16 protein-coding genes are annotated in these 18,622 nt (G+C 43.4%); 9 read left to right on the top strand and 7 right to left on the bottom strand.

Going from position 1 to position 18,622, the window contains the following annotated elements; genetic code table 11:
* The first annotated feature begins 2 nt into the window (after window positions 1-2).
* Genes ACO59Y_RS08260 through ACO59Y_RS08250 form a run of 3 tightly spaced genes read left to right on the top strand, consistent with a single transcriptional unit; the run spans window position 3 to window position 2,897 of the window.
* The gene (locus tag ACO59Y_RS08260; RefSeq protein ID WP_373603096.1) at window positions 3-890 is read left to right on the top strand and encodes an ABC transporter permease subunit; all 888 of its coding nucleotides are present in this window, start codon (window positions 3-5) and stop codon (window positions 888-890) included.
* A 9-nt stretch (window positions 891-899) separates the two neighbouring features.
* Complete coding sequence (gene dppD / locus ACO59Y_RS08255; protein WP_486132292.1) at window positions 900-1,892, top strand: dipeptide ABC transporter ATP-binding protein; 993 nt, start codon at window positions 900-902, stop codon at window positions 1,890-1,892.
* Window positions 1,893-1,895: 3 nt separating this feature from the next.
* A complete protein-coding gene (locus ACO59Y_RS08250) occupies window positions 1,896-2,897 on the top strand; it encodes a peptide ABC transporter ATP-binding protein (protein ID WP_486132290.1) in 1,002 nt (333 codons plus the stop codon).
* A 217-nt stretch (window positions 2,898-3,114) separates the two neighbouring features.
* On the opposite strand, the gene ACO59Y_RS08245 is transcribed toward ACO59Y_RS08250, so the two are convergent.
* From ACO59Y_RS08245 to udk, 4 genes are read right to left on the bottom strand one after another with little or no spacing between them, the layout of a single operon-like run.
* Entirely contained in the window at window positions 3,115-4,287 is a 1,173-nt protein-coding gene (locus ACO59Y_RS08245; RefSeq protein WP_486132288.1) for a sugar transporter, read from the bottom strand.
* Window positions 4,287-5,474 carry a hypothetical protein gene (locus tag ACO59Y_RS08240; RefSeq protein WP_486132286.1) on the bottom strand — a complete coding sequence of 396 codons (1,188 nt, stop codon included), beginning with the start codon at window positions 5,472-5,474 and terminating at the stop codon, window positions 4,287-4,289. Before ACO59Y_RS08240 ends, ACO59Y_RS08245 begins: the two co-directional genes overlap by 1 nt.
* On the bottom strand, window positions 5,475-6,059 hold the full coding sequence (gene dcd / locus ACO59Y_RS08235; RefSeq protein WP_486132284.1) for a dCTP deaminase: 585 nt from the start codon (window positions 6,057-6,059) through the stop codon (window positions 5,475-5,477).
* An 8-nt stretch (window positions 6,060-6,067) separates the two neighbouring features.
* Window positions 6,068-6,709 carry a uridine kinase gene (udk, locus tag ACO59Y_RS08230; RefSeq protein ID WP_486132282.1) on the bottom strand — a complete coding sequence of 214 codons (642 nt, stop codon included), beginning with the start codon at window positions 6,707-6,709 and terminating at the stop codon, window positions 6,068-6,070.
* A gap of 168 nt (window positions 6,710-6,877) precedes the next feature.
* Here udk and ACO59Y_RS08225 point away from each other — a divergent pair, with 168 nt between their 5' ends.
* The 4 genes from ACO59Y_RS08225 to fbpC all read left to right on the top strand — a co-directional run bounded on the left by ACO59Y_RS08225 (window position 6,878) and on the right by fbpC (window position 12,212).
* A complete protein-coding gene (locus ACO59Y_RS08225; RefSeq protein WP_486132280.1) occupies window positions 6,878-7,918 on the top strand; it encodes an ABC transporter substrate-binding protein in 1,041 nt (346 codons plus the stop codon).
* A 101-nt stretch (window positions 7,919-8,019) separates the two neighbouring features.
* Window positions 8,020-9,063: an ABC transporter substrate-binding protein gene (locus ACO59Y_RS08220; RefSeq protein WP_486132278.1), complete on the top strand. Its 1,044-nt coding sequence runs from the start codon at window positions 8,020-8,022 to the stop codon at window positions 9,061-9,063.
* Window positions 9,064-9,091: 28 nt separating this feature from the next.
* Window positions 9,092-11,149, top strand: a complete 2,058-nt coding sequence (locus tag ACO59Y_RS08215) for an ABC transporter permease (RefSeq protein ID WP_486132276.1) — start codon at window positions 9,092-9,094, stop codon at window positions 11,147-11,149.
* A gap of 16 nt (window positions 11,150-11,165) precedes the next feature.
* Window positions 11,166-12,212, top strand: a complete 1,047-nt coding sequence (fbpC, locus tag ACO59Y_RS08210) for a ferric ABC transporter ATP-binding protein (protein ID WP_373603086.1) — start codon at window positions 11,166-11,168, stop codon at window positions 12,210-12,212.
* Between the two features lie 293 nt (window positions 12,213-12,505).
* On the opposite strand, the gene menH is transcribed toward fbpC, so the two are convergent.
* The 3 genes from menH to ACO59Y_RS08195 all read right to left on the bottom strand — a co-directional run bounded on the left by menH (window position 12,506) and on the right by ACO59Y_RS08195 (window position 16,407).
* Window positions 12,506-13,249, bottom strand: a complete 744-nt coding sequence (menH, locus tag ACO59Y_RS08205) for a 2-succinyl-6-hydroxy-2,4-cyclohexadiene-1-carboxylate synthase (protein WP_486132274.1) — start codon at window positions 13,247-13,249, stop codon at window positions 12,506-12,508.
* 54 nt (window positions 13,250-13,303) lie between these two features.
* The gene (menD, locus tag ACO59Y_RS08200; protein WP_486132272.1) at window positions 13,304-15,010 is read right to left on the bottom strand and encodes a 2-succinyl-5-enolpyruvyl-6-hydroxy-3-cyclohexene-1-carboxylic-acid synthase; all 1,707 of its coding nucleotides are present in this window, start codon (window positions 15,008-15,010) and stop codon (window positions 13,304-13,306) included.
* Between the two features lie 125 nt (window positions 15,011-15,135).
* On the bottom strand, window positions 15,136-16,407 hold the full coding sequence (locus tag ACO59Y_RS08195; protein WP_486132270.1) for an isochorismate synthase: 1,272 nt from the start codon (window positions 16,405-16,407) through the stop codon (window positions 15,136-15,138).
* 152 nt (window positions 16,408-16,559) lie between these two features.
* Here ACO59Y_RS08195 and ACO59Y_RS08190 point away from each other — a divergent pair, with 152 nt between their 5' ends.
* Window positions 16,560-17,774: a pyridoxal phosphate-dependent aminotransferase gene (locus ACO59Y_RS08190; protein WP_486132268.1), complete on the top strand. Its 1,215-nt coding sequence runs from the start codon at window positions 16,560-16,562 to the stop codon at window positions 17,772-17,774.
* Between the two features lie 222 nt (window positions 17,775-17,996).
* Window positions 17,997-18,527, top strand: a complete 531-nt coding sequence (locus tag ACO59Y_RS08185; RefSeq protein ID WP_486132266.1) for an inorganic diphosphatase — start codon at window positions 17,997-17,999, stop codon at window positions 18,525-18,527.
* Window positions 18,528-18,622 lie beyond the last annotated feature (95 nt).

The raw sequence follows: 18,622 nt of genomic DNA, 5'->3' as shown, positions 1-18,622 counted from the left end.
TGATGGCAGACACGACTTCAATTTTAACGCCAAGAACGCCTTTGCAGGAATTTTGGTTTTATTTTAAACAAAATCGCGGAGCGTTAATCGGTTTAATTTTTATTCTTTTCATCGCTCTCATCAGTATTTTCGCGCCGTACATCGCACCTTTTGATCCGGCAGAACAAAATCGCACCGCATTGCTACTGCCGCCCGCTTGGTATGAGGGCGGTAATCCCGCATATTTGCTCGGTACCGACGATATCGGCCGCGATATTTTTTCGCGCATTATTTATGGTACGCGGATTTCCGTTTTTGCCGGTCTTGTGATTGTGCTGCTGTCCTGTATTTTAGGTACCGGCCTTGGCTTATTTGCCGGTTATTACGGCGGTGTGTTGGATACGGTGATTGTGCGTCTGATCGATATTATGCTCGCTATTCCGAATTTGCTGTTGACGATTGTCGTGGTTTCGATTTTAGAGCCTTCATTAGCAAATGCCACCTTGGCCATTGCAGTGGTTTCCATTCCTAGTTATGTGCGCCTGACCCGTGCGGCGGTAATGAATGAAAAAAATCGCGATTATGTGATTTCTTCTAAAGTCGCAGGTGCAGGCGTTTTACGGTTAATGTTTATTGTGATTTTGCCGAACTGTCTGGCACCGTTAATCGTACAAATGACGATGGGGATTTCCAACGCGATTTTAGAATTGGCAACACTTGGCTTTTTGGGTATCGGGGCGAAACCGCCGACACCGGAACTCGGCACGATGTTATCTGAAGCGCGCAGTTTTATGCAGGCGGCGAACTGGCTGGTAACGATTCCCGGCTTAGTGATTTTATCTCTTGTACTGGCTTTTAACTTAATGGGCGACGGCTTACGCGACGCGCTTGATCCGAAACTTAAACAATAGGGAAACAGAATGGCATTATTAGATGTAAAAGAACTTTCTGTTCATTTCGGCGATAAAAACGCACCTTTTAAAGCGGTGGATCGCATTAGTTATCAGGTGGAACAAGGCGAAGTGCTGGGTATTGTCGGCGAGTCAGGTTCGGGTAAATCGGTAAGTTCCTTGGCAATTATGGGGTTAATTGATTTCCCCGGACGAGTGTTCGCTGAAGAATTAACTTTTGAAAATCAAGATTTGCTTAAGCTTAACGATAAAGCAAAACGTCAACTGATTGGTGCCGACGTAGCAATGATTTTTCAAGACCCGATGACCAGCCTTAATCCTGCTTACACCATCGGTTTTCAAATTATGGAAGCCTTGCAAGCGCATGAGGGAGGAAGCCGAAAAACCAGACGCGAACGTGCTTTGGCATTGTTACGTTTAGTCGGCATTCCCGATCCGGAATCCCGTATTGATGCGTATCCGCATCAATTGTCCGGCGGCATGAGCCAGCGCGTGATGATCGCGATGGCGATTGCGTGCAAGCCTAAATTATTGATCGCCGATGAACCGACCACCGCCTTGGATGTGACAATTCAAGCGCAAATTATGGATTTATTGCTCGATTTACAGAAAAAAGAATGTATGTCGTTGATTTTAATTACTCACGATTTAGCGCTCGTGGCTGAAGCAGCGCATCGCATTATTGTGATGTATGCCGGACAAGTGGTGGAAGAAGGTCGTGCGGAAGAGATTTTCCGTGAACCGAAACATCCTTACACGCAAGCGTTGTTGCATTCCCTGCCGGAATTTGCCGAAGGCAAGGCGCGTTTGGCATCGCTTCCCGGCGTGGTACCCGGACGTTATGATCGCCCGACCGGTTGTTTGCTTAACCCGCGTTGTCCGTATGCCACCGAGCATTGTCGTCGCGTAGAGCCGAAACAGCACCGCATTGGAATGCGCAAAGTGAAGTGCCATACGCCGTTGAATGCGCAAGGCAAACCGGTGGAGTATCAAGGAGAATAAACGATGACGATCGAAATCAAAGGAAATGCGCCATTGTCCGAGATGCCACTTTTACGTGCCGTCGGCTTAAAAAAGTATTATCCGGTAAAAAAAGGCTTGTTTGCCAAACCGCAACAAGTGAAGGCTTTAGATGGCATTTCATTCCGGTTGGAACGAGGTAAAACCCTTGCTATTGTCGGGGAGTCCGGTTGTGGAAAATCGACACTCGGGCGCTTACTCACCATGATTGAAGAACCAACGGAAGGTGAGCTTTATTACAACGGGCATAATTTTTTAGAAAAAGATAAGGCGACAAAAGCCTTACGCCGCAAAAAAATTCAAATTGTCTTCCAGAATCCTTATGCGTCGCTTAATCCGCGTAAAAAAATCGGCTCGATTTTAGAAGAACCGCTTATTATTAACAGCAAACTTTCTGCTAAAGAACGCAAAGAAAAAGTCCTGTTGATGATGGCAAAAGTCGGTTTGCGGCCGGAATTTTATGACCGTTATCCACATATGTTTTCCGGCGGTCAACGCCAAAGAATCGCTATTGCGCGCGGCTTAATGCTTGAGCCGGATATCGTGGTGGCGGACGAACCGGTTTCCGCACTGGATGTGTCCGTGCGTGCGCAAGTGCTAAATTTGATGATGGATTTGCAGTCTGAACTCGGACTTTCTTATGTGTTCATTTCGCACGATCTTTCCGTAGTGGAACATATTGCCGACGAAGTGATGGTGATGTATCTGGGACGTTGTGTGGAACAAGGCTCGAGTGAACAAATTTTTGCAAATCCGCAGCATCCTTACACGCAGGCTTTGCTTTCCGCCACGCCGCGTTTATCACCGCATTTACGCCGCCAACGCATAAAATTAACCGGTGAATTGCCTAGCCCGATTAATCCACCGCAAGGTTGCGCTTTTAATCCGCGCTGTTGGAAAGCCACGGAAAAATGTCGGGAAGCACAACCGAAATTGGAGCAATATCCGGATGGCAAATTGATAGCTTGTTTTCATGTTGACCGCTAAAAGGTTTCTAATCGGGTCGCTTGATACAGGCGCGGTAGTCGTTATTGCGGCTCTTTTATTGCTACTCTTGTTTAAAAATGGCGCCGTATTGAAATAGCACCGCATTGGAGGCCGTTCCAATGCGGTGCTATTTTGGAGAGTGAAATTTATATTTGGCGAACGATTCGTCAAAGCCTCGATACGAGCATGTTGCGTATGTGTTTCATGCCGGGGATTTTTAGCCGTTTTGTTCGCGATAACGTACATTAACGAACACAAAGACGGCGAGTCCGACGATGGCCGTGAGCGCACCGGCAAAGCCAATATATTCAAGTCCGATGTGGCGCATCATTTGGCTGCCAAGCAAGGCGCCACCACCGATCCCTGCATTAAAAATGCCCGAATAAATAGCCGTGGCGACATCTGTCGCATCGGGTGCAAATTGCAGTACGCGCATTTGTAGCGAAAGTCCTATGCAAGCGATGCCGATTCCCCAAATGAAAGCGAGCGTAAACATTGTGAGTTTGTAATCCGCCGAGACAAGCAATAGCGCGAGTGAAACGACTAATAAGCTCATCGCACCGAGAATAAATTGAGTCGGACCGAAGCGATATAGGCGATTAAATAGTAAGCTGGCAATCACGCCGGAAACACCGAAAACGAGCAAGATTATGGTTGCAAGATTAGGATCCAATTGCCCGATTTGAATCATGAACGGCTCGATATAGGTGTAGGCGGTAAAGTGCGCCGCGACAAGGATGAGGGTGGTAATATAAATCCCGATCAATAACGGGCGTTTCGCCAATAACGGTAAACTTGCCAAGGAGCCGGCATTTTTGCTTGGTAAATTTGGCAAAAGGCGAATAATTAAGAACATCGCAGCTAATGCTAATATGCCAATTACAGCAAAAGTGACACGCCATCCAACGAATTGGCCGATTATGCGGCCCAGCGGTAAGCCCAAAATCGTGGCCAGCGAAGAACCGATAGCAAGCATACCGAGCGCTTGGGTTTTCTTATTTTTCGGTGCGATGCGCATGACCAAAGAAGCCGTAATCGACCAAAATATGGCGTGTGCTAATGCAATGCACATTCGCGCAATGAGCAAAATCCAAAAATTCCACGCGATAATCGAAACAAGATGCCCGATAATAAAAATTACAAAAAGCTTAATTAGCAAGCTTTTACGTTCCATTTTTCCGGTCAACAGCATTCCCGGTAATGACGTGAGCAACACTGTCCAAGCATAAACCGTAATCATCAATCCGACTTCCGAAGTCTGCATCTCAAAACTTTGTGCAATATCGGTTAATAACGCAACCGGTACGAATTCCGTGGTATTAAAAATAAAAGCGGCGCAAGCCATTACCGCTACACGCCAATATTGAATGGATTCGATTTTTTTAAACATTAATTTAATTTCTCTTTAAGTAAATCTTTTAATTGCTTTCTAAAAAATTTATTAAATTCGATTTTATATTGAGGGGAATAACAACTGTCGAAAAAATGAATTGGCAAGGTGAAATCTTTATATTTTTCATCGGCAGATGATAAGTTTAATATTGCATCGCATTGCATGGTATGTAAATTAATTAAACCGTTTCCTCGCCCTAAAAGCTCGGGTGTTATTAGGTTAAATTTATTCACGCGCAGCAAATTGTTGTCCAAGGAAAGTTGAGAATCAAGCCGTTCGAATGCGGTGCTCATTCGTCTCTTCGATAAATCGCCGCGGTAGTTTATGGGCCAATATTGCGTGACTAAGTCTAATAAGTTCATACCTAAAATTTCGCCATCACGCGCATTAAAATCAAATGTTCCTTGGATTAATTCCGAATTATTAAATGCCAGTCGAATGTTAAAATCCGTCGTCCCGGTGAGCGCTTTGGGTAAATTAAGTAATGTGAGCAAACGTTCTGTCGGAAAATTTTTACCGGAAAAATTAACCGTACTTTGTTGTGCGATACCGTTGAATTTTAATACCGCAAGGCAATTTGTTGTGCAAATCGGCTTGATATAGCCGATTAATACTTTTTGCGGTTTAGAAAAATCGGCGTGAATTTCGATATAATCGAGCGCCTGTTCGTTTAGTTTTGCTCCGTCAATTTGCAACAGCGATTCACGATCTTGATGAAGGGCGAGATTGGCTTTATTAAAGGTAAAAGTATATTTTGTCGTTTTGCCGTAAATTGGTTTTGCCAGTTCAACCGAAATAAGATTCGCACCACTAAACAGAATTTCTTTTGTGAATAATTTATTTAGAGAAATATTAGCAAAACGCATCATTATTTTGGCGCTGTTTGTTGCGTTTTGAGTTAATTTTGCTTGTGCAATGGTGAGCTCTTCAAGTTTTACATCGCCCGCAAACAAAGGTAAAAACGCCACTTTCCCTTCGGTTTGTGTTAAGGAAAACGTGTGATAATTTAATTGTTCGATGGAAAAATGAGGCTGTGGAATTAAACCGACTTTAAGGGATTTTACCGAAATATCGTGTTGTGCAAGTTGTTCAAGGAGTAAGCTTTTAGCTTGTTGAAGTTGAACATAAAAAAACGCAAAGATCGCAGCCACCACGATCGATAGACTTAGTGCGATCTTTTTCATTTATTTATCCTCGCCGATACGGCTGGCGACGGCATTTTGTTGATTTTTGTATTTGGCATCTTTACGGCTGCTGTACGGACGCGCGGCCGCTCCGCTTAATACTTCAAAACTCAGCGCGCCGATGATCATATTTGGGCGTAAAGCCAGCGGCAGTTTACCGGAATTGTAAAACTCTAATACGATTTTTCCTTCCCAACCCGGGTCAATGCGGTGCGCTGTGACATGTACCATTAAGCCCAGACGCGCTAAAGAAGAACGCCCGTCTAGCCAACCGATAATATTCGCCGGTAGTTTTACCGATTCCAAAGTGGTGGCAAGCGCCAACACGCCGGGGTGTAAGAAAAAGGCTTCATCGTTACCGATAATAATTTCATCGCTCATTACCGATTCCAGCTGCGCCGACACTTCATCTTTCGGACCGCTTAAATCAATGTAAGGTGCGGAATGTTCACGAAACACGCGAAAGGAATTTCCCAAACGTACATCAATGGTAGCACCATTGATTTTGTCGTTATCCGGACGCGGCGTTAAGGAAATAATGCCATCATTCAAGTAGCGTTCAATATCGGTGTCGCAAAGACGCATAATTTCTCCTATTTTTGATCCAGTAGATGTAAGATTTGAGCCTTTAACATATTAATTGCAATGCGGTTCTTGCCACCGCGCGGAATGACAATATCCGCATATTGTTTTGACGGCTCAATAAACTGCAAGAACATCGGGCGAACAGTCGCGCGGTATTGTTCAATGACGGATTGGAGTGAGCGACCGCGCTCTTCCATATCGCGTTGTAAACGACGAATAAAACAAATATCTAACGGGGTATCCACAAATACGGAAATATCCGCTTGTTGGCGTATTCGTTCGTCCGTGAGCAATAGAATACCTTCTAAAATCACGATTTTTTTCGGTGTGAAGTGAGTGGTTTCGTTCATTCGAGTATGTTCGACATAACTATAAACCGGTACATCTACTGCTTTGCTGGCTTTCAAATCTTGCAAATGCTTAATCAGTAAATCGCGATCCATCGAGTTTGGATGGTCATAATTGGTTTTTATGCGCTCGTTCATTGCTAAATGGCTTTGATCTTTATAGTAGCTATCTTCCGCAATAATACCGATTTCTTCGCAACCTAATTCGTTACACAGTTCCTTGTGTACAGTGGAAGCAATGGAACTTTTTCCGGAAGCGGAAGCGCCGGTAATGGCAATGATGATACAAGATGAATCCGGCATAAATTTAACCTGATAGAAGAAGTAAAAATTCGTTGAATTATAAAGAAAAGCACGGTCTATTTCATCTTTATTTTCGGGATTACTTTTCAAAATTGTGAGAGTTATCACGGTATTGTTTTTTGTTTTCGAGTAGTATCTAGGCGTTTTAATCCAACAGGAGTGTGTATTATGAAGTTCAACAAAATTTCTCTTTCAATTTCAACCGCGTTTCTAGCTGCCGGTTTATTGTCTTCCACTGCAGCAAATGCGCAAGGTCGTTTGGTGGTGTATTGTAGTGCCACAAATATTTTATGTGAAACTACCACCAAAGCTTTTGGCGAAAAATATGATGTCAAAACCTCTTTTATTCGTAACGGTTCCGGCAGCACTTTCGCCAAAGTGGAAGCAGAAAAAAACAACCCTCAAGCGGACGTTTGGTTTGGTGGCACGTTTGACCCTCAGGCCCAAGCTGCCGAGATCGGTTTAATTGAGCCGTACAAATCTAAACATATTGATGAAATCGTAGAACGCTTCCGCGACCCGGCAAAAACTAAAGGTCACTACGTTTCCGCCATTTATATGGGAATTTTAGGTTTCGGTGTGAACACGGAACGTCTTGAAAAATTAGGCATTAAAGAGGTGCCGAAATGCTGGAAAGACTTAACTGATCCGCGCTTAAAAGGCGAAGTGCAAATTGCAGATCCACAAAGCGCCGGTACGGCTTACACCGCCTTAGCGACTTTTGTACAACTTTGGGGTGAAAATCAAGCCTTTGATTACTTAAAAGCCTTACATCCGAATGTTTCCCAATATACTAAATCCGGCGTCACTCCGTCTCGTAATGCGGCACGCGGCGAAACGGCCATCGGTATCGGCTTCTTACATGATTACGCCCTTGAAAAACGTAATGGCGCACCGTTAGAGCTAGTGGTTCCTTGTGAAGGTACCGGGTATGAATTAGGCGGTGTGAGCATCTTAAAAGGCGCACGTAATCTTGATAATGCAAAATTATTCGTGGATTGGGCGTTATCCAAAGAAGGGCAGGAATTGGCATGGAAACAAGGCGAATCCTTACAAATCTTAACCAACACCACTGCAGAACAATCTCCGACCGCGTTTGATCCAAACAAATTGAATCTGATCAATTACGACTTTGAGAAATATGGTGCCACCGAACAACGCAAAGCCTTAATTGAAAAATGGGTACAAGAGGTTAAATTAGCGAAATAACGTTGTAGGGGCAAATTACATTTGCCCCTATCAGTAATCTTCATTAATGACGCAATCATCTAGGCTTGCGTTCATAAAATAAAAAATACAGGAGTGTTCCAATGAAACTCTCAAAAATCTCCTTAGCCGTATCTACATCCGCAACTTTATTAAGTGGTGTATTCTTCTCTGCTCAGGCGCTGGCCGAAGGTCGGTTGGTCGTGTATTGCAGTGCACAAAATTCAGTTTGTGAAACCCAGGTTCAAGCATTTGCTAAAAAATATGATGTTAATACCACATTTGTTCGTAACAGCTCAGGCAGTACCTTGGCAAAAATGAAAGCGGAAGCCAATAACCCGCAAGCGGATGTGTGGTATGGCGGTACTTTTGATACCCACTCGCAAGCGGCTGAAATGGATTTATTAACTGCATATCAATCTCCAATGCTCAATGAGGTTATGCCTGAATTTAAAGATCCGGGTCGTCGTAAAGGTAACTACAGTTCCGTTGTTTATATGGGGGTGTTAGGTTTTGGTGTGAATACCGAAAAATTGAAAAAATTGGGTATTACCGAAGTGCCAAAATGTTGGAAGGATTTATTAGATCCAAGACTTAAAAATGAAGTTCAAATTTCGGACCCGCAAAGTGCTGGAACTGCATATACGGCGATTGCAACATTTGTCCAACTTTGGGGCGAAGACGCCGCATTCAAATATCTAAAAGATCTCGATAAAAATATTTCACAATACCCTAAAGCAGGCACCGCACCCGCCCACAACTTAGCACGCGGAGAAACAACGGTCGGAATCGGTTTCTTGCAAAATTATTCTTTTGAGAAACAAAACGGAGCCCCGATTGAAATTGTCGTTCCTTGCGAAGGAACAGGCTATGAATTAGGAGGTGTAAGCATTATTAAAAATGCCCGTAATTTAAAAAATGCTCAGTTATTTGTGGATTGGGCAATGTCTAAAGAATCCCAAGAACTTTCTTGGGAAAAAGGTCAATCTCATCACATCTTAACCAATGTAAATGCTAAAGGCTCTCCTTATGCTTTGAAATCAAACGAATTAAATTTAATTAAATATGATTTTGATAAATTTGGTTCTTCCGATGTGCGAAGTGGTTTAATTGATCGCTGGGTACGTGACGTCAAATTAAATAAATAATTTATTTATTACCAAAAACGGAGGCTTTATGAGAAAGCAGTATAATTTTCTCAATTCCAATCTCTTTTGGGTAATGTTCGCTATGGTAGGCTTTATTTGCCTACCATCACTAGCGTTATATTACGGCATTTTTGATTCTACTTCGGATGAAATACTTACAGCGATGGGGTGGTATCAGCCTAATCTTAGTTGGGTGTGGTTTGGTTCACTCTTTCTTATCCCTGTGTTTTCTGATTTATGGAAAACGAAAGGTGTCATATCTCAAGGAAAAATTGAGTTTATTTTATCCTGTATTATTTTTGCGTTTGTTATGATTTCTGCGACAATCGCAAAAATAAGTTTAGGGTATTCTATTTTTATTCTTACTGTAGCGTTAATTGGTATTTCTACTAATGCGCTAGCTAAAATGAAGGTAATGCAAAGCGATAAATTTATTATCGGATCGTTAATTAGCATTATTCTGCTTATCTTCTTTTTTATTGTTTACCCAACGTTGGCAATTTTTATATCAATGTTCTATAAAGGTTCGGAATTTGTTCCGGGACAAGTCATTGATATAGTAAAACAACCTTATGTTATTAGAATTATTCTGAATTCTCTCTCCGTGGCTGGGACGATTGGGGTTCTCGCCACCGCATTCGGTTTAGTATTTGCGTTATATACAACAAGAATTGCTAAACGTAGTGCTGTAATAGGCAAAATATTCTCTATATTACCTATCGTAACACCGCCATTTGTAGTGGGATTGGGTGTAACCTTAATGTTGGGACGATCCGGTTACATCACTCAATATTTAGTGGAATATTTAGGTTTTGATAGTAACTGGTTATATGGTTTCACCGGCATCGTTATTGCGCATACACTTGCGTTAACACCGATGTCTTTTATGATTTTGGAAGGCGCATTAAAGTCAATTCACCCTTCAATTGAGGAGGCCTCTTATACATTAAGAGCAAATCGCTATCAAACCTTTTTCAACATTATTTTTCCATTACTGAAACCAGCTTTAGCAAATTCATTCTTGGTCGTTGCTATTCAGTCTATTGCCGACTTTAGTACACCATTGGTTTTAGGCGGAAGTTTTGACGTAATTTCATCACAAATATACTTTTATATTGCGGGTTCTCAACTAGATTACGCTTCTGCTAGTACACTAGGGACAATCTTATTAATTTTCTCTTTAGGTATTTTCATTATCCAATATTGGTGGATTGGTAACCGTTCTTACACAACGGTATCAGGAAAATCTTATCGTGGTGATGTACAAGAATTACCAACTACCATGAAATATACCATCACTTTTATTCTAGGGTTTTGGGTAGTGTTTAACGTAATGCTTTACGGCAGTATTTTCTATGGCAGTTTCACTGTAAACTGGGGCGTAAACTATACGTTAACATTGAAAAACTATATAACCCTGTTTGGGCAAGGTTTCAGTGACGGAGCTTGGCCATCATTAATTCAAACGGTCATTTTTGCCGCAACAGCTGCACCTATTACCGCATTATTTGGCTTATTAATTGCTTACATTACAGTACGTCGTGAATTTAAAGGTAAGAAGACACTAGAGTTTTTAACATTGCTTTGTTTTGCAGTGCCAGGGACGGTAGCCGGTGTGTCTTATATTCTTGCGTTTAATGATGCGCCGATTTATATCACCGGTACCGGCTTAATCGTTATTCTGTCCATGGTGATGCGTAATATGCCTATAGGAATGCGTGCAGCCATAGCAGGGTTAGGCCAATTAGATAAATCTCTGGACGAGGCCTCTCTTTCATTAAAAGGTAGTTCGTTTAAAACAATCTGTTTTATTGTATTTCCATTGTTGAAACCGGCTTTGCTATCTGCTTTGGTAACAAGTTTTGTTCGTGCAATGACAACCGTGAGTGCTATTGTATTCTTAGTTACTGCCGATACCCGAGTCGCTACGTCTTATATCCTAAACCGCGTTGAAGATGGTGAATACGGTATTGCCATTGCGTACGGTTCTATCTTGATCGTGGTGATGATGGCGATTATTTTATTCTTCGACTGGATTGTTGGTGACACCCGCATTTCCCGTTCCAAAGCGAAAAAAATGAATTAAGTTGTAGGTAAAAAATATGAGTAATGATTTCTTAGTATTAAAAAACGTCACTAAAGCTTTTGGTAAATCCGTGGTCATTGACGATTTGGATTTAAACATCAAACGCGGCACTATGGTTACTTTGCTCGGTCCGTCCGGCTGCGGTAAAACTACAGTTTTGCGTTTAGTGGCAGGCTTGGAAAGCCCGACTTCCGGTCAAATTTTCATTGATGGCGAAGATGTCACCAAATCTTCCATTCAAAACCGCGATATTTGTATCGTGTTCCAATCTTACGCACTGTTTCCGCATATGAGTATCGGCGATAATGTAGGCTATGGCTTGCGTATGCAAAACGTGAGCAAGGAAGAGCGTAAACAACGGGTGAAAGAAGCCTTGGAATTGGTAGATTTAGCCGGATTTGAAGATCGTTATGTGGACCAAATTTCCGGCGGTCAGCAACAACGCGTCGCGCTAGCTCGCGCGCTTGTGCTAAAACCGAAAGTGTTACTGTTCGATGAACCATTGAGTAATTTGGATGCCAATTTACGTCGTGCCATGCGGGAAAAAATCCGTGAGCTGCAACAAAGCTTAGGTATTACCTCCCTTTATGTCACCCATGACCAAACCGAGGCCTTTGCGGTATCTGATGAAGTCATCGTGATGAATAAAGGCAAAATTATGCAGAAAGCACCGGCAAAAGAGCTTTATTTACGTCCGAACTCTTTGTTCTTAGCCAATTTTATGGGTGAATCCAGTATTTTTGACGGCGAATTAGCAAACGGTACGGTGAATATTCATGGCTACTGTATTCCGCTTTCCGATTCGGCACAATTTAGTTTACCGGATGGTCCATGCCTTGTAGGTATTCGGCCGGAAGCAATTTTTCTTGCCGCGGAAGGTAGCGAAGCGCAACATTGTGAGATTAAAAGCGCAGTCTATATGGGCAATCACTGGGAAGTGATAGCATCTTGGGCGGGTAAGGATTTATTGGTAAATTGCAAACCGGAAGATTTTAATGCGAATTTAAAACAGGCTTATGTGAATTTATCCGAACACGGTATTTTCTTATTGAAGAAAGAATAATAACCACAAGGCGCATAATTATGCGCCTTCTTTTTTCGGTGATTTTCGATAATATTGATTTGAGAAACGCCATGTTGTTATAAAACGAATATTTAGCGATTTCTCTTATTACTCTTTCTAAATCAGAGAGGTGTGGTTTCAGCACCGCATTGAAGCCATTAAAATTCATATCATCGTATCAAACAAATTTTATGTAGCTTGCGTGGTGCATTGCCGCATAGCGTCTTCATTCACTTCATGTGAAAAATAAAAGCATTTCATCAATAAAAATGGGCGAAAGCCCATGTGTTTTTCTAAGTTTGAGCAATTTTTAAAATTAATTTTTCGAGCGCTTTAGTAAAAAATTCTGGATTTTCCGCGTGGGCATTGTGACCGGCTTGGGGAATTGTGGTGAGATTGAGCTGCAGATTTCGCGCCAGTTTTTGGAATTTTCGATCATGTTCACCGCAAAAATAAAAAAATGTTTCTGCGTTCGATTGTACTTCCAGACTGAAATCTGCCTGTTTGGCCAGGCTGGTGGCAAGTAGCATGTTGCCGATATTAGCACCGCATTGGGCTTGTCGTTTTTGAATTAAGGCGGTTCTATCAGCTTCGGTTAAATGGGCGAAAACCGGCTGCCGGTACCAATCATCCAATATGCTTTCGGGCGCTTCATTGCCAAATCGTTTGGCCCAGTATTTGTCATGGCATAAACGCGCTTGCCTTTCTTGTTCGGTTTTCAAGCCAAGATTGGCGCCTTCTAAAATCACTGCTCGCAGCTTGCCCTTGTCTGCTTTCGATTGTAACGCATAATGTAATGCCAGTCGTCCACCTAAGGAATAGCCGACGAGAACGTAAGGTTCGTTTGGCACCGCATTGGAAATTTGTTTGGCAAGGTATTGCGTGGCTTCGTCAAAATCCGTTACTTCGATTTGTTGCGCCGCGCCGTGAAAAGGTAAATCTAATGCAATGCAACGAAATTGCGTGAGATTTTTGATGATGTCTTGCCAGTCCGATGCGGTGCCGAGCAGGCCGTGTAGGAAAATAACGTTGAGCATAAAATAAAGGGCGCATCGCGATGAGAATCGTTAATGGCGCCCGTACCCTTATTTTTATTCGCCGATGACGGCGTGACTGATTTGTTCGATTAAATGCTTGTAAGTGTTGCTGCCATCGCTCGGATTGGTTTTGATTTCGATTAACGTGGTTTTACGGCGCGCGTAGGCTTGTTTCAACACGCTAGTTAAATCCGCCCAAGTGTAAGGATGAGCATATTTTATGTCGAACATGGCCGCGATCTGTGAAAAATCGCCGTTATGCGGTAAGCGATAGAATCGATCTTTCACTTCTTCGTCTACCGGCAACATATCGAAAATTGCGCCGCCATTATTGTTGATTACGAAAATAATCGTTGGTTGAGTGACGTTTTTGAACAATGCCAATGAGTTGAGATCGTAAAGCGTAGAGGTATCACCAATCATTGCAACGACCGGTTGTTCGGAGCCGACAGCGATGCCGGCAGCAGTCGCCAATAAGCCGTCGATACCGCTGGCGCCGCGATTAGTATAAATCGGGTAGCCTTCCGGCAATTTGGTCAGTGCATCGACCAAGCGCACGAATAAACTGTTACCGAGGAATAAAATGCCGTTATAAGGCAACACGCGTTCAATATGATGCGCAAGGGAGGCTTCGTTTAAATTGCCACCGACTTGCTGTTCAATAAAACCTGCACAGAATTTGGACAGCGCAAGCGGTTCCAATAACCAAGGTTTTTGGCGAAGTGGCGGATGGGCGCGCAACCAGTGATGTGCTTTGGCGTTAAAGCGAGTTTGTGCATGATGGTACGGATCGAGCGCATTGTCGCTTTGTTCCACTAGCCAAAATTCCCCGTTGAAAGCTTGCAGGAATTGATTTATTCGTTTACTGATAAAATGCGAGCCGAACTGAATCACAATATCCGCCTGCAATAATTTTTCGCGTACGGTTTGGTTCGCCAGCCAAATATCGGCGTAAGGCATCATAGGCTCTACACCGGATTGAATATCGGTGAGCAACACCCAACCCATTGCGGTCGCCCAGGCGTTGATGCCCATGGCTTGTTCGGTTGGTAACCGTCCGGCCACAATCACGCCGCGTTTGGTGCGCCAATGATCCCAATTTTCGTGTGGAATCACTTCTTGTTGCAATGCTTCGTGTTTCACCCAAGGTTTATTTTGCGACAGCCAACGGTGTAACGATTGCAACCAAGGGTGGCGATCCACCGCACTTTCGTCAGTATCGTAAAGCGGTTCGGCAAAAGGCACGTTGATATGAACGACGCCGTGTCGTTGTTTTTGTCGGAATGCGGCTTGTTCAATATAAGAAACCAACCATTGGGCGGAATAGTCAGCGTTTGGTTTAGGCAAGTTTACGTTGGCGACGGGATAATCACCGAACATATTTTGTTGCAAGATGGCCTGATTGGCACCGCATTCCCATAGTTCGGGCGGACGATCTGCGGTGAGTACTACCAGATCGACACCGCTTTGGCGGGCTTCAACAATGGCCGGATAAAGATTGGCTGCGGCGGTACCGGATGTGACAATGACGGCGACCGGCGCTTGTACGGATTTGGCAATGCCGAGCGCAAAAAAGCCTAAGCCGCGTTCGTCAAAATGGCTATAGCAAGTGGCGCGACCGGCATTTTGTAAGCGCACCGCTTCTAAGGTTAATGGGGTGGAACGCGAACCGGGTGCGATGCAGAAGTGAGTAACCCTTTGGCGTACCAAAGTTTCTAAGATCACTTTCGACCAACAACGATTAAACACGCTTACAGACATTTCTTTTTCTCCGTTATTCTTAGTATTCTTCGCTCCTTTCGTTTACGCGGGATGCCGCCGAAGGCCGAGGGAAAATTTTCCTCCGCTCTTTGCCCACCAGCGGAGGAAGATAAGGAAATAATATATTATTGATTTTTAGCAAACAAAGAGATTAATCCTGCAGCCTTACGTTCGATTTCTTGCCATTCTTCCAACGGTTGCGAACCTTCTACAATACCGGCACCGGCAAACACGCGAATGCGGTGCGATTCAATGAAGGCGGAACGAATTGCCACGCAAAATTCTGCATCAGTTTTGCTCATTACGCCGAAAGTACCGGCGTACCAACCGCGCTCGAAGGTTTCGATTTTCGATAAAATCATTTTGGCTCGTTGCTGTGGCAAACCGGATACCGCTGCGGTGGGATGAATCGCATTGAGTAGAGCGGCATCTTGGTAATGGGCGGCTAAGTCGGCACGAATTTTACGCAGTAAATGTTGTACTTTGCGCAGCGGTTTGAGTTCCAGCTCGCCGACTTCAAAGGTTTCCGTCAAATCGCGCAGATTCTGTGCAATATCTTGTACCACCAACCAATTTTCATTGCGATTTTTTTCATCGCGCAGCAACCAATCTGCTTGGCGTTGATTTTCTTGCGGATCATCGCTAACCGGTGCGGTGCCGGCCAACGCTTCCGTTAAAAATAAGTTGTATTCCCGCACAAATAGGCGTTCCGGCGTTGAGCCGACGAACTGAGAATTTGGATTTTCTGCCCATAAAAAATGATAGCAGCCTTGATTGTATTTTTCGCTTTCCGCTAAAAAATCGTAGGCATTGATTGATTGTTTTAAGTGTAGCCGGGTTTCGTTTGCTAGCACGAGTTTGCTGAGCTTGCCTTGTCTGATTTCAAATAGCGCTTGATTAACCCAATCGCACCAAGTTTGACGGTCGGCGCGTCGTTCCGTGCATAACGGGATTTGTTTGGGTAATGGGCTAAGCGGTGTTGTGTTCGACAGTGTTTTTAGCGCTGCCAATGCGGTGCTCGCCGAGTCTGCGCCTTCAACAAAACAATTCAATGCGGTGCTGTTTTCACTTTGCACCAGTAAAAACTGCGGTAAAACAAATTGTCCGTAACCTTGAAATTGCAAGCCGCCGACTAAAGGATAATCGTATTGTTCGATAAATTCTTGTGCAGCGCCTAAATCGGAAAATGTGCGAACCTTGCCCGACGCGGCAAGAATTTTCGTTTTATCGCGAAAATTCAAATAAAATTGCGGATAAGCTGTTTGCGATTTTAACCAGGCTAACAAATCGACATTGTTGATTTTTACTTGAAAACACACAAGAACAGTTTGTTTTTGCTGCAAATAATCTGTAATTTGCTCACTGAGTCGTTTTGCGGCTTGCTTTAAATTGCCCATTGTAAATTATTTTTAATACACAAAAATTAGCCCGTATTCTACCGTACTTTGCGAGTGACAAAAAATTTTTTTACAAAATCTTTTCAAGGTTAAAAATTCAGCGTAAATTAGCGAACATTTCTCACTCAAAATAACAAAAAAAGGACACAACCATGCGATTATTTCCTAAATCCGACAAGCTAGAACACGTCTGTTACGACATTCGCGGGCCGGTACATAAAGAAGCGTTACGTTTGGAAGAGGAAGGCAATAAAATTTTAAAACTTAATATCGGCAATCCTGCACCTTTCGGCTTTGAAGCGCCCGATGAAATTTTAGTGGATGTGATTCGCAATTTGCCGTCGGCGCAAGGTTATTGCGATTCCAAGGGGTTATATTCGGCGCGTAAAGCGATTGTGCAATATTATCAATCTAAAGGCATTCAGGGGGCGACAGTAAACGATGTGTATATCGGCAACGGCGTATCCGAATTGATTACCATGTCCATGCAGGCGTTGCTTAATGAAGGCGATGAAGTGCTGGTACCGATGCCGGATTATCCGTTGTGGACGGCAGCGGTGACGCTTGCCGGCGGGAAAGCGGTACATTATTTGTGCGATGAAGAAGCTGATTGGTTTCCGGCAATTGATGATATTAAAGCTAAAGTCAACCCGAAAACTAAAGCAATTGTGGTGATCAATCCGAATAACCCGACGGGCGCGGTGTATAGTAAAGAATTGTTGGAACAAATCGTGGAAGTGGCGCGAGAAAATAATCTGATTATTTTTGCGGATGAAATTTATGACAAAATTTTATATGACGGTGCAGTGCATCATCATATTGCGGCGTTGGCACCGGATCTTTTAACGGTAACCTTCAACGGGTTATCAAAAGCTTATCGAGTCGCCGGTTTTCGTCAAGGTTGGATGATTTTAAATGGCCCGAAACAGCATGCCAAAGGTTATATTGAGGGCTTGGATATGCTGGCTTCAATGCGGTTGTGTGCGACGGTACCGATGCAACATGCGATTCAAACCGCACTGGGTGGCTATCAAAGCATTAACGAATTTATTTTACCGGGCGGCCGTTTGCTTGAACAGCGTAATCGGGCTTACGAGCTCATTACGCAAATTCCCGGTGTGAGTTGCGTGAAGCCGAAGGGCGCAATGTATATGTTCCCGAAACTTGACATCAAAAAATTCAATATTCATAGCGATGAAAAAATGGTGTTGGATTTGCTACGTCAAGAAAAAGTATTGTTGGTGCACGGTAAAGGCTTTAACTGGCACTCACCGGATCACTTCCGTGTAGTGACGTTACCTTATGTAAATCAATTGGAAGAAGCCATTGGCAAACTAGCCCGCTTCCTCGAAAATTATCGCCAGTAATAACGTTGTCTACGATTGCTGCGGGCGTAAAAAAGAAAAGGAATGCCGAGTAAATCCATAAAGATTAAAAGGTTTTTTGCGCTATCGCGGTTCGCTATAAATCTCTCAATTTACAATTTTAAACTTGGCCTACAGTTTTCTTGCTAAAAATTTGTGCGGCAAATTTCAGCAAAAACTGCTATACTTCTGCCGCTTTTAACTCAATAAAACAAAGGAAAAACAATGGCTGATTTTAATCAAATTTTAACGCCGGGCGATGTGGATGCCGGTATTATCAATGTGGTGAACGAAATTCCGCAAGGCAGTTGCCACAAAATTGAATGGAATCGTAAGGTCGCGGCGTTCCAATTAGACCGCGTCGAACCGGCGATTTTTGCTAAACCGACCAATTACGGTTTTATTCCGCAAACTTTAGACGAAGACGGTGATGAGTTAGACGTTTTGTTATTAACTCGTCAACCGCTTGCCACCGGTGTTTTTCTTGAAGCGAAAGTGATCGGCGTGATGAAATTCGTAGATGATGGTGAAGTGGACGATAAAATCGTCTGCGTACCGGCGGATGATCGCGATACCGGCAATGCGTATAACAGTCTTTCCGATGTGCCTGCGCAGTTAATCAAACAAATCGAATTCCACTTCAATAACTACAAAGCCTTGAAAAAGCCCGGTTCGACCAAAGTCACCCATTGGGGCGATGTGGAAGAAGCGAAAAAAGTCATTCGGGAATCAATTAAACGTTGGGACGAACGTTAATTCCATGTATTCCAAAAGAAAGGCATCCGTCGGGTGCCTTTTTTGTTTCCTCGGTGAGCCGCGAATAACGTACAGTAAAAGTAGAGAATTTTTTG

This window comes from Rodentibacter sp. (assembly GCF_057314195.1).
Note: the sequence above shows the minus strand (reverse complement) of the source record. Positions and strands in the feature narration are given on the sequence as shown.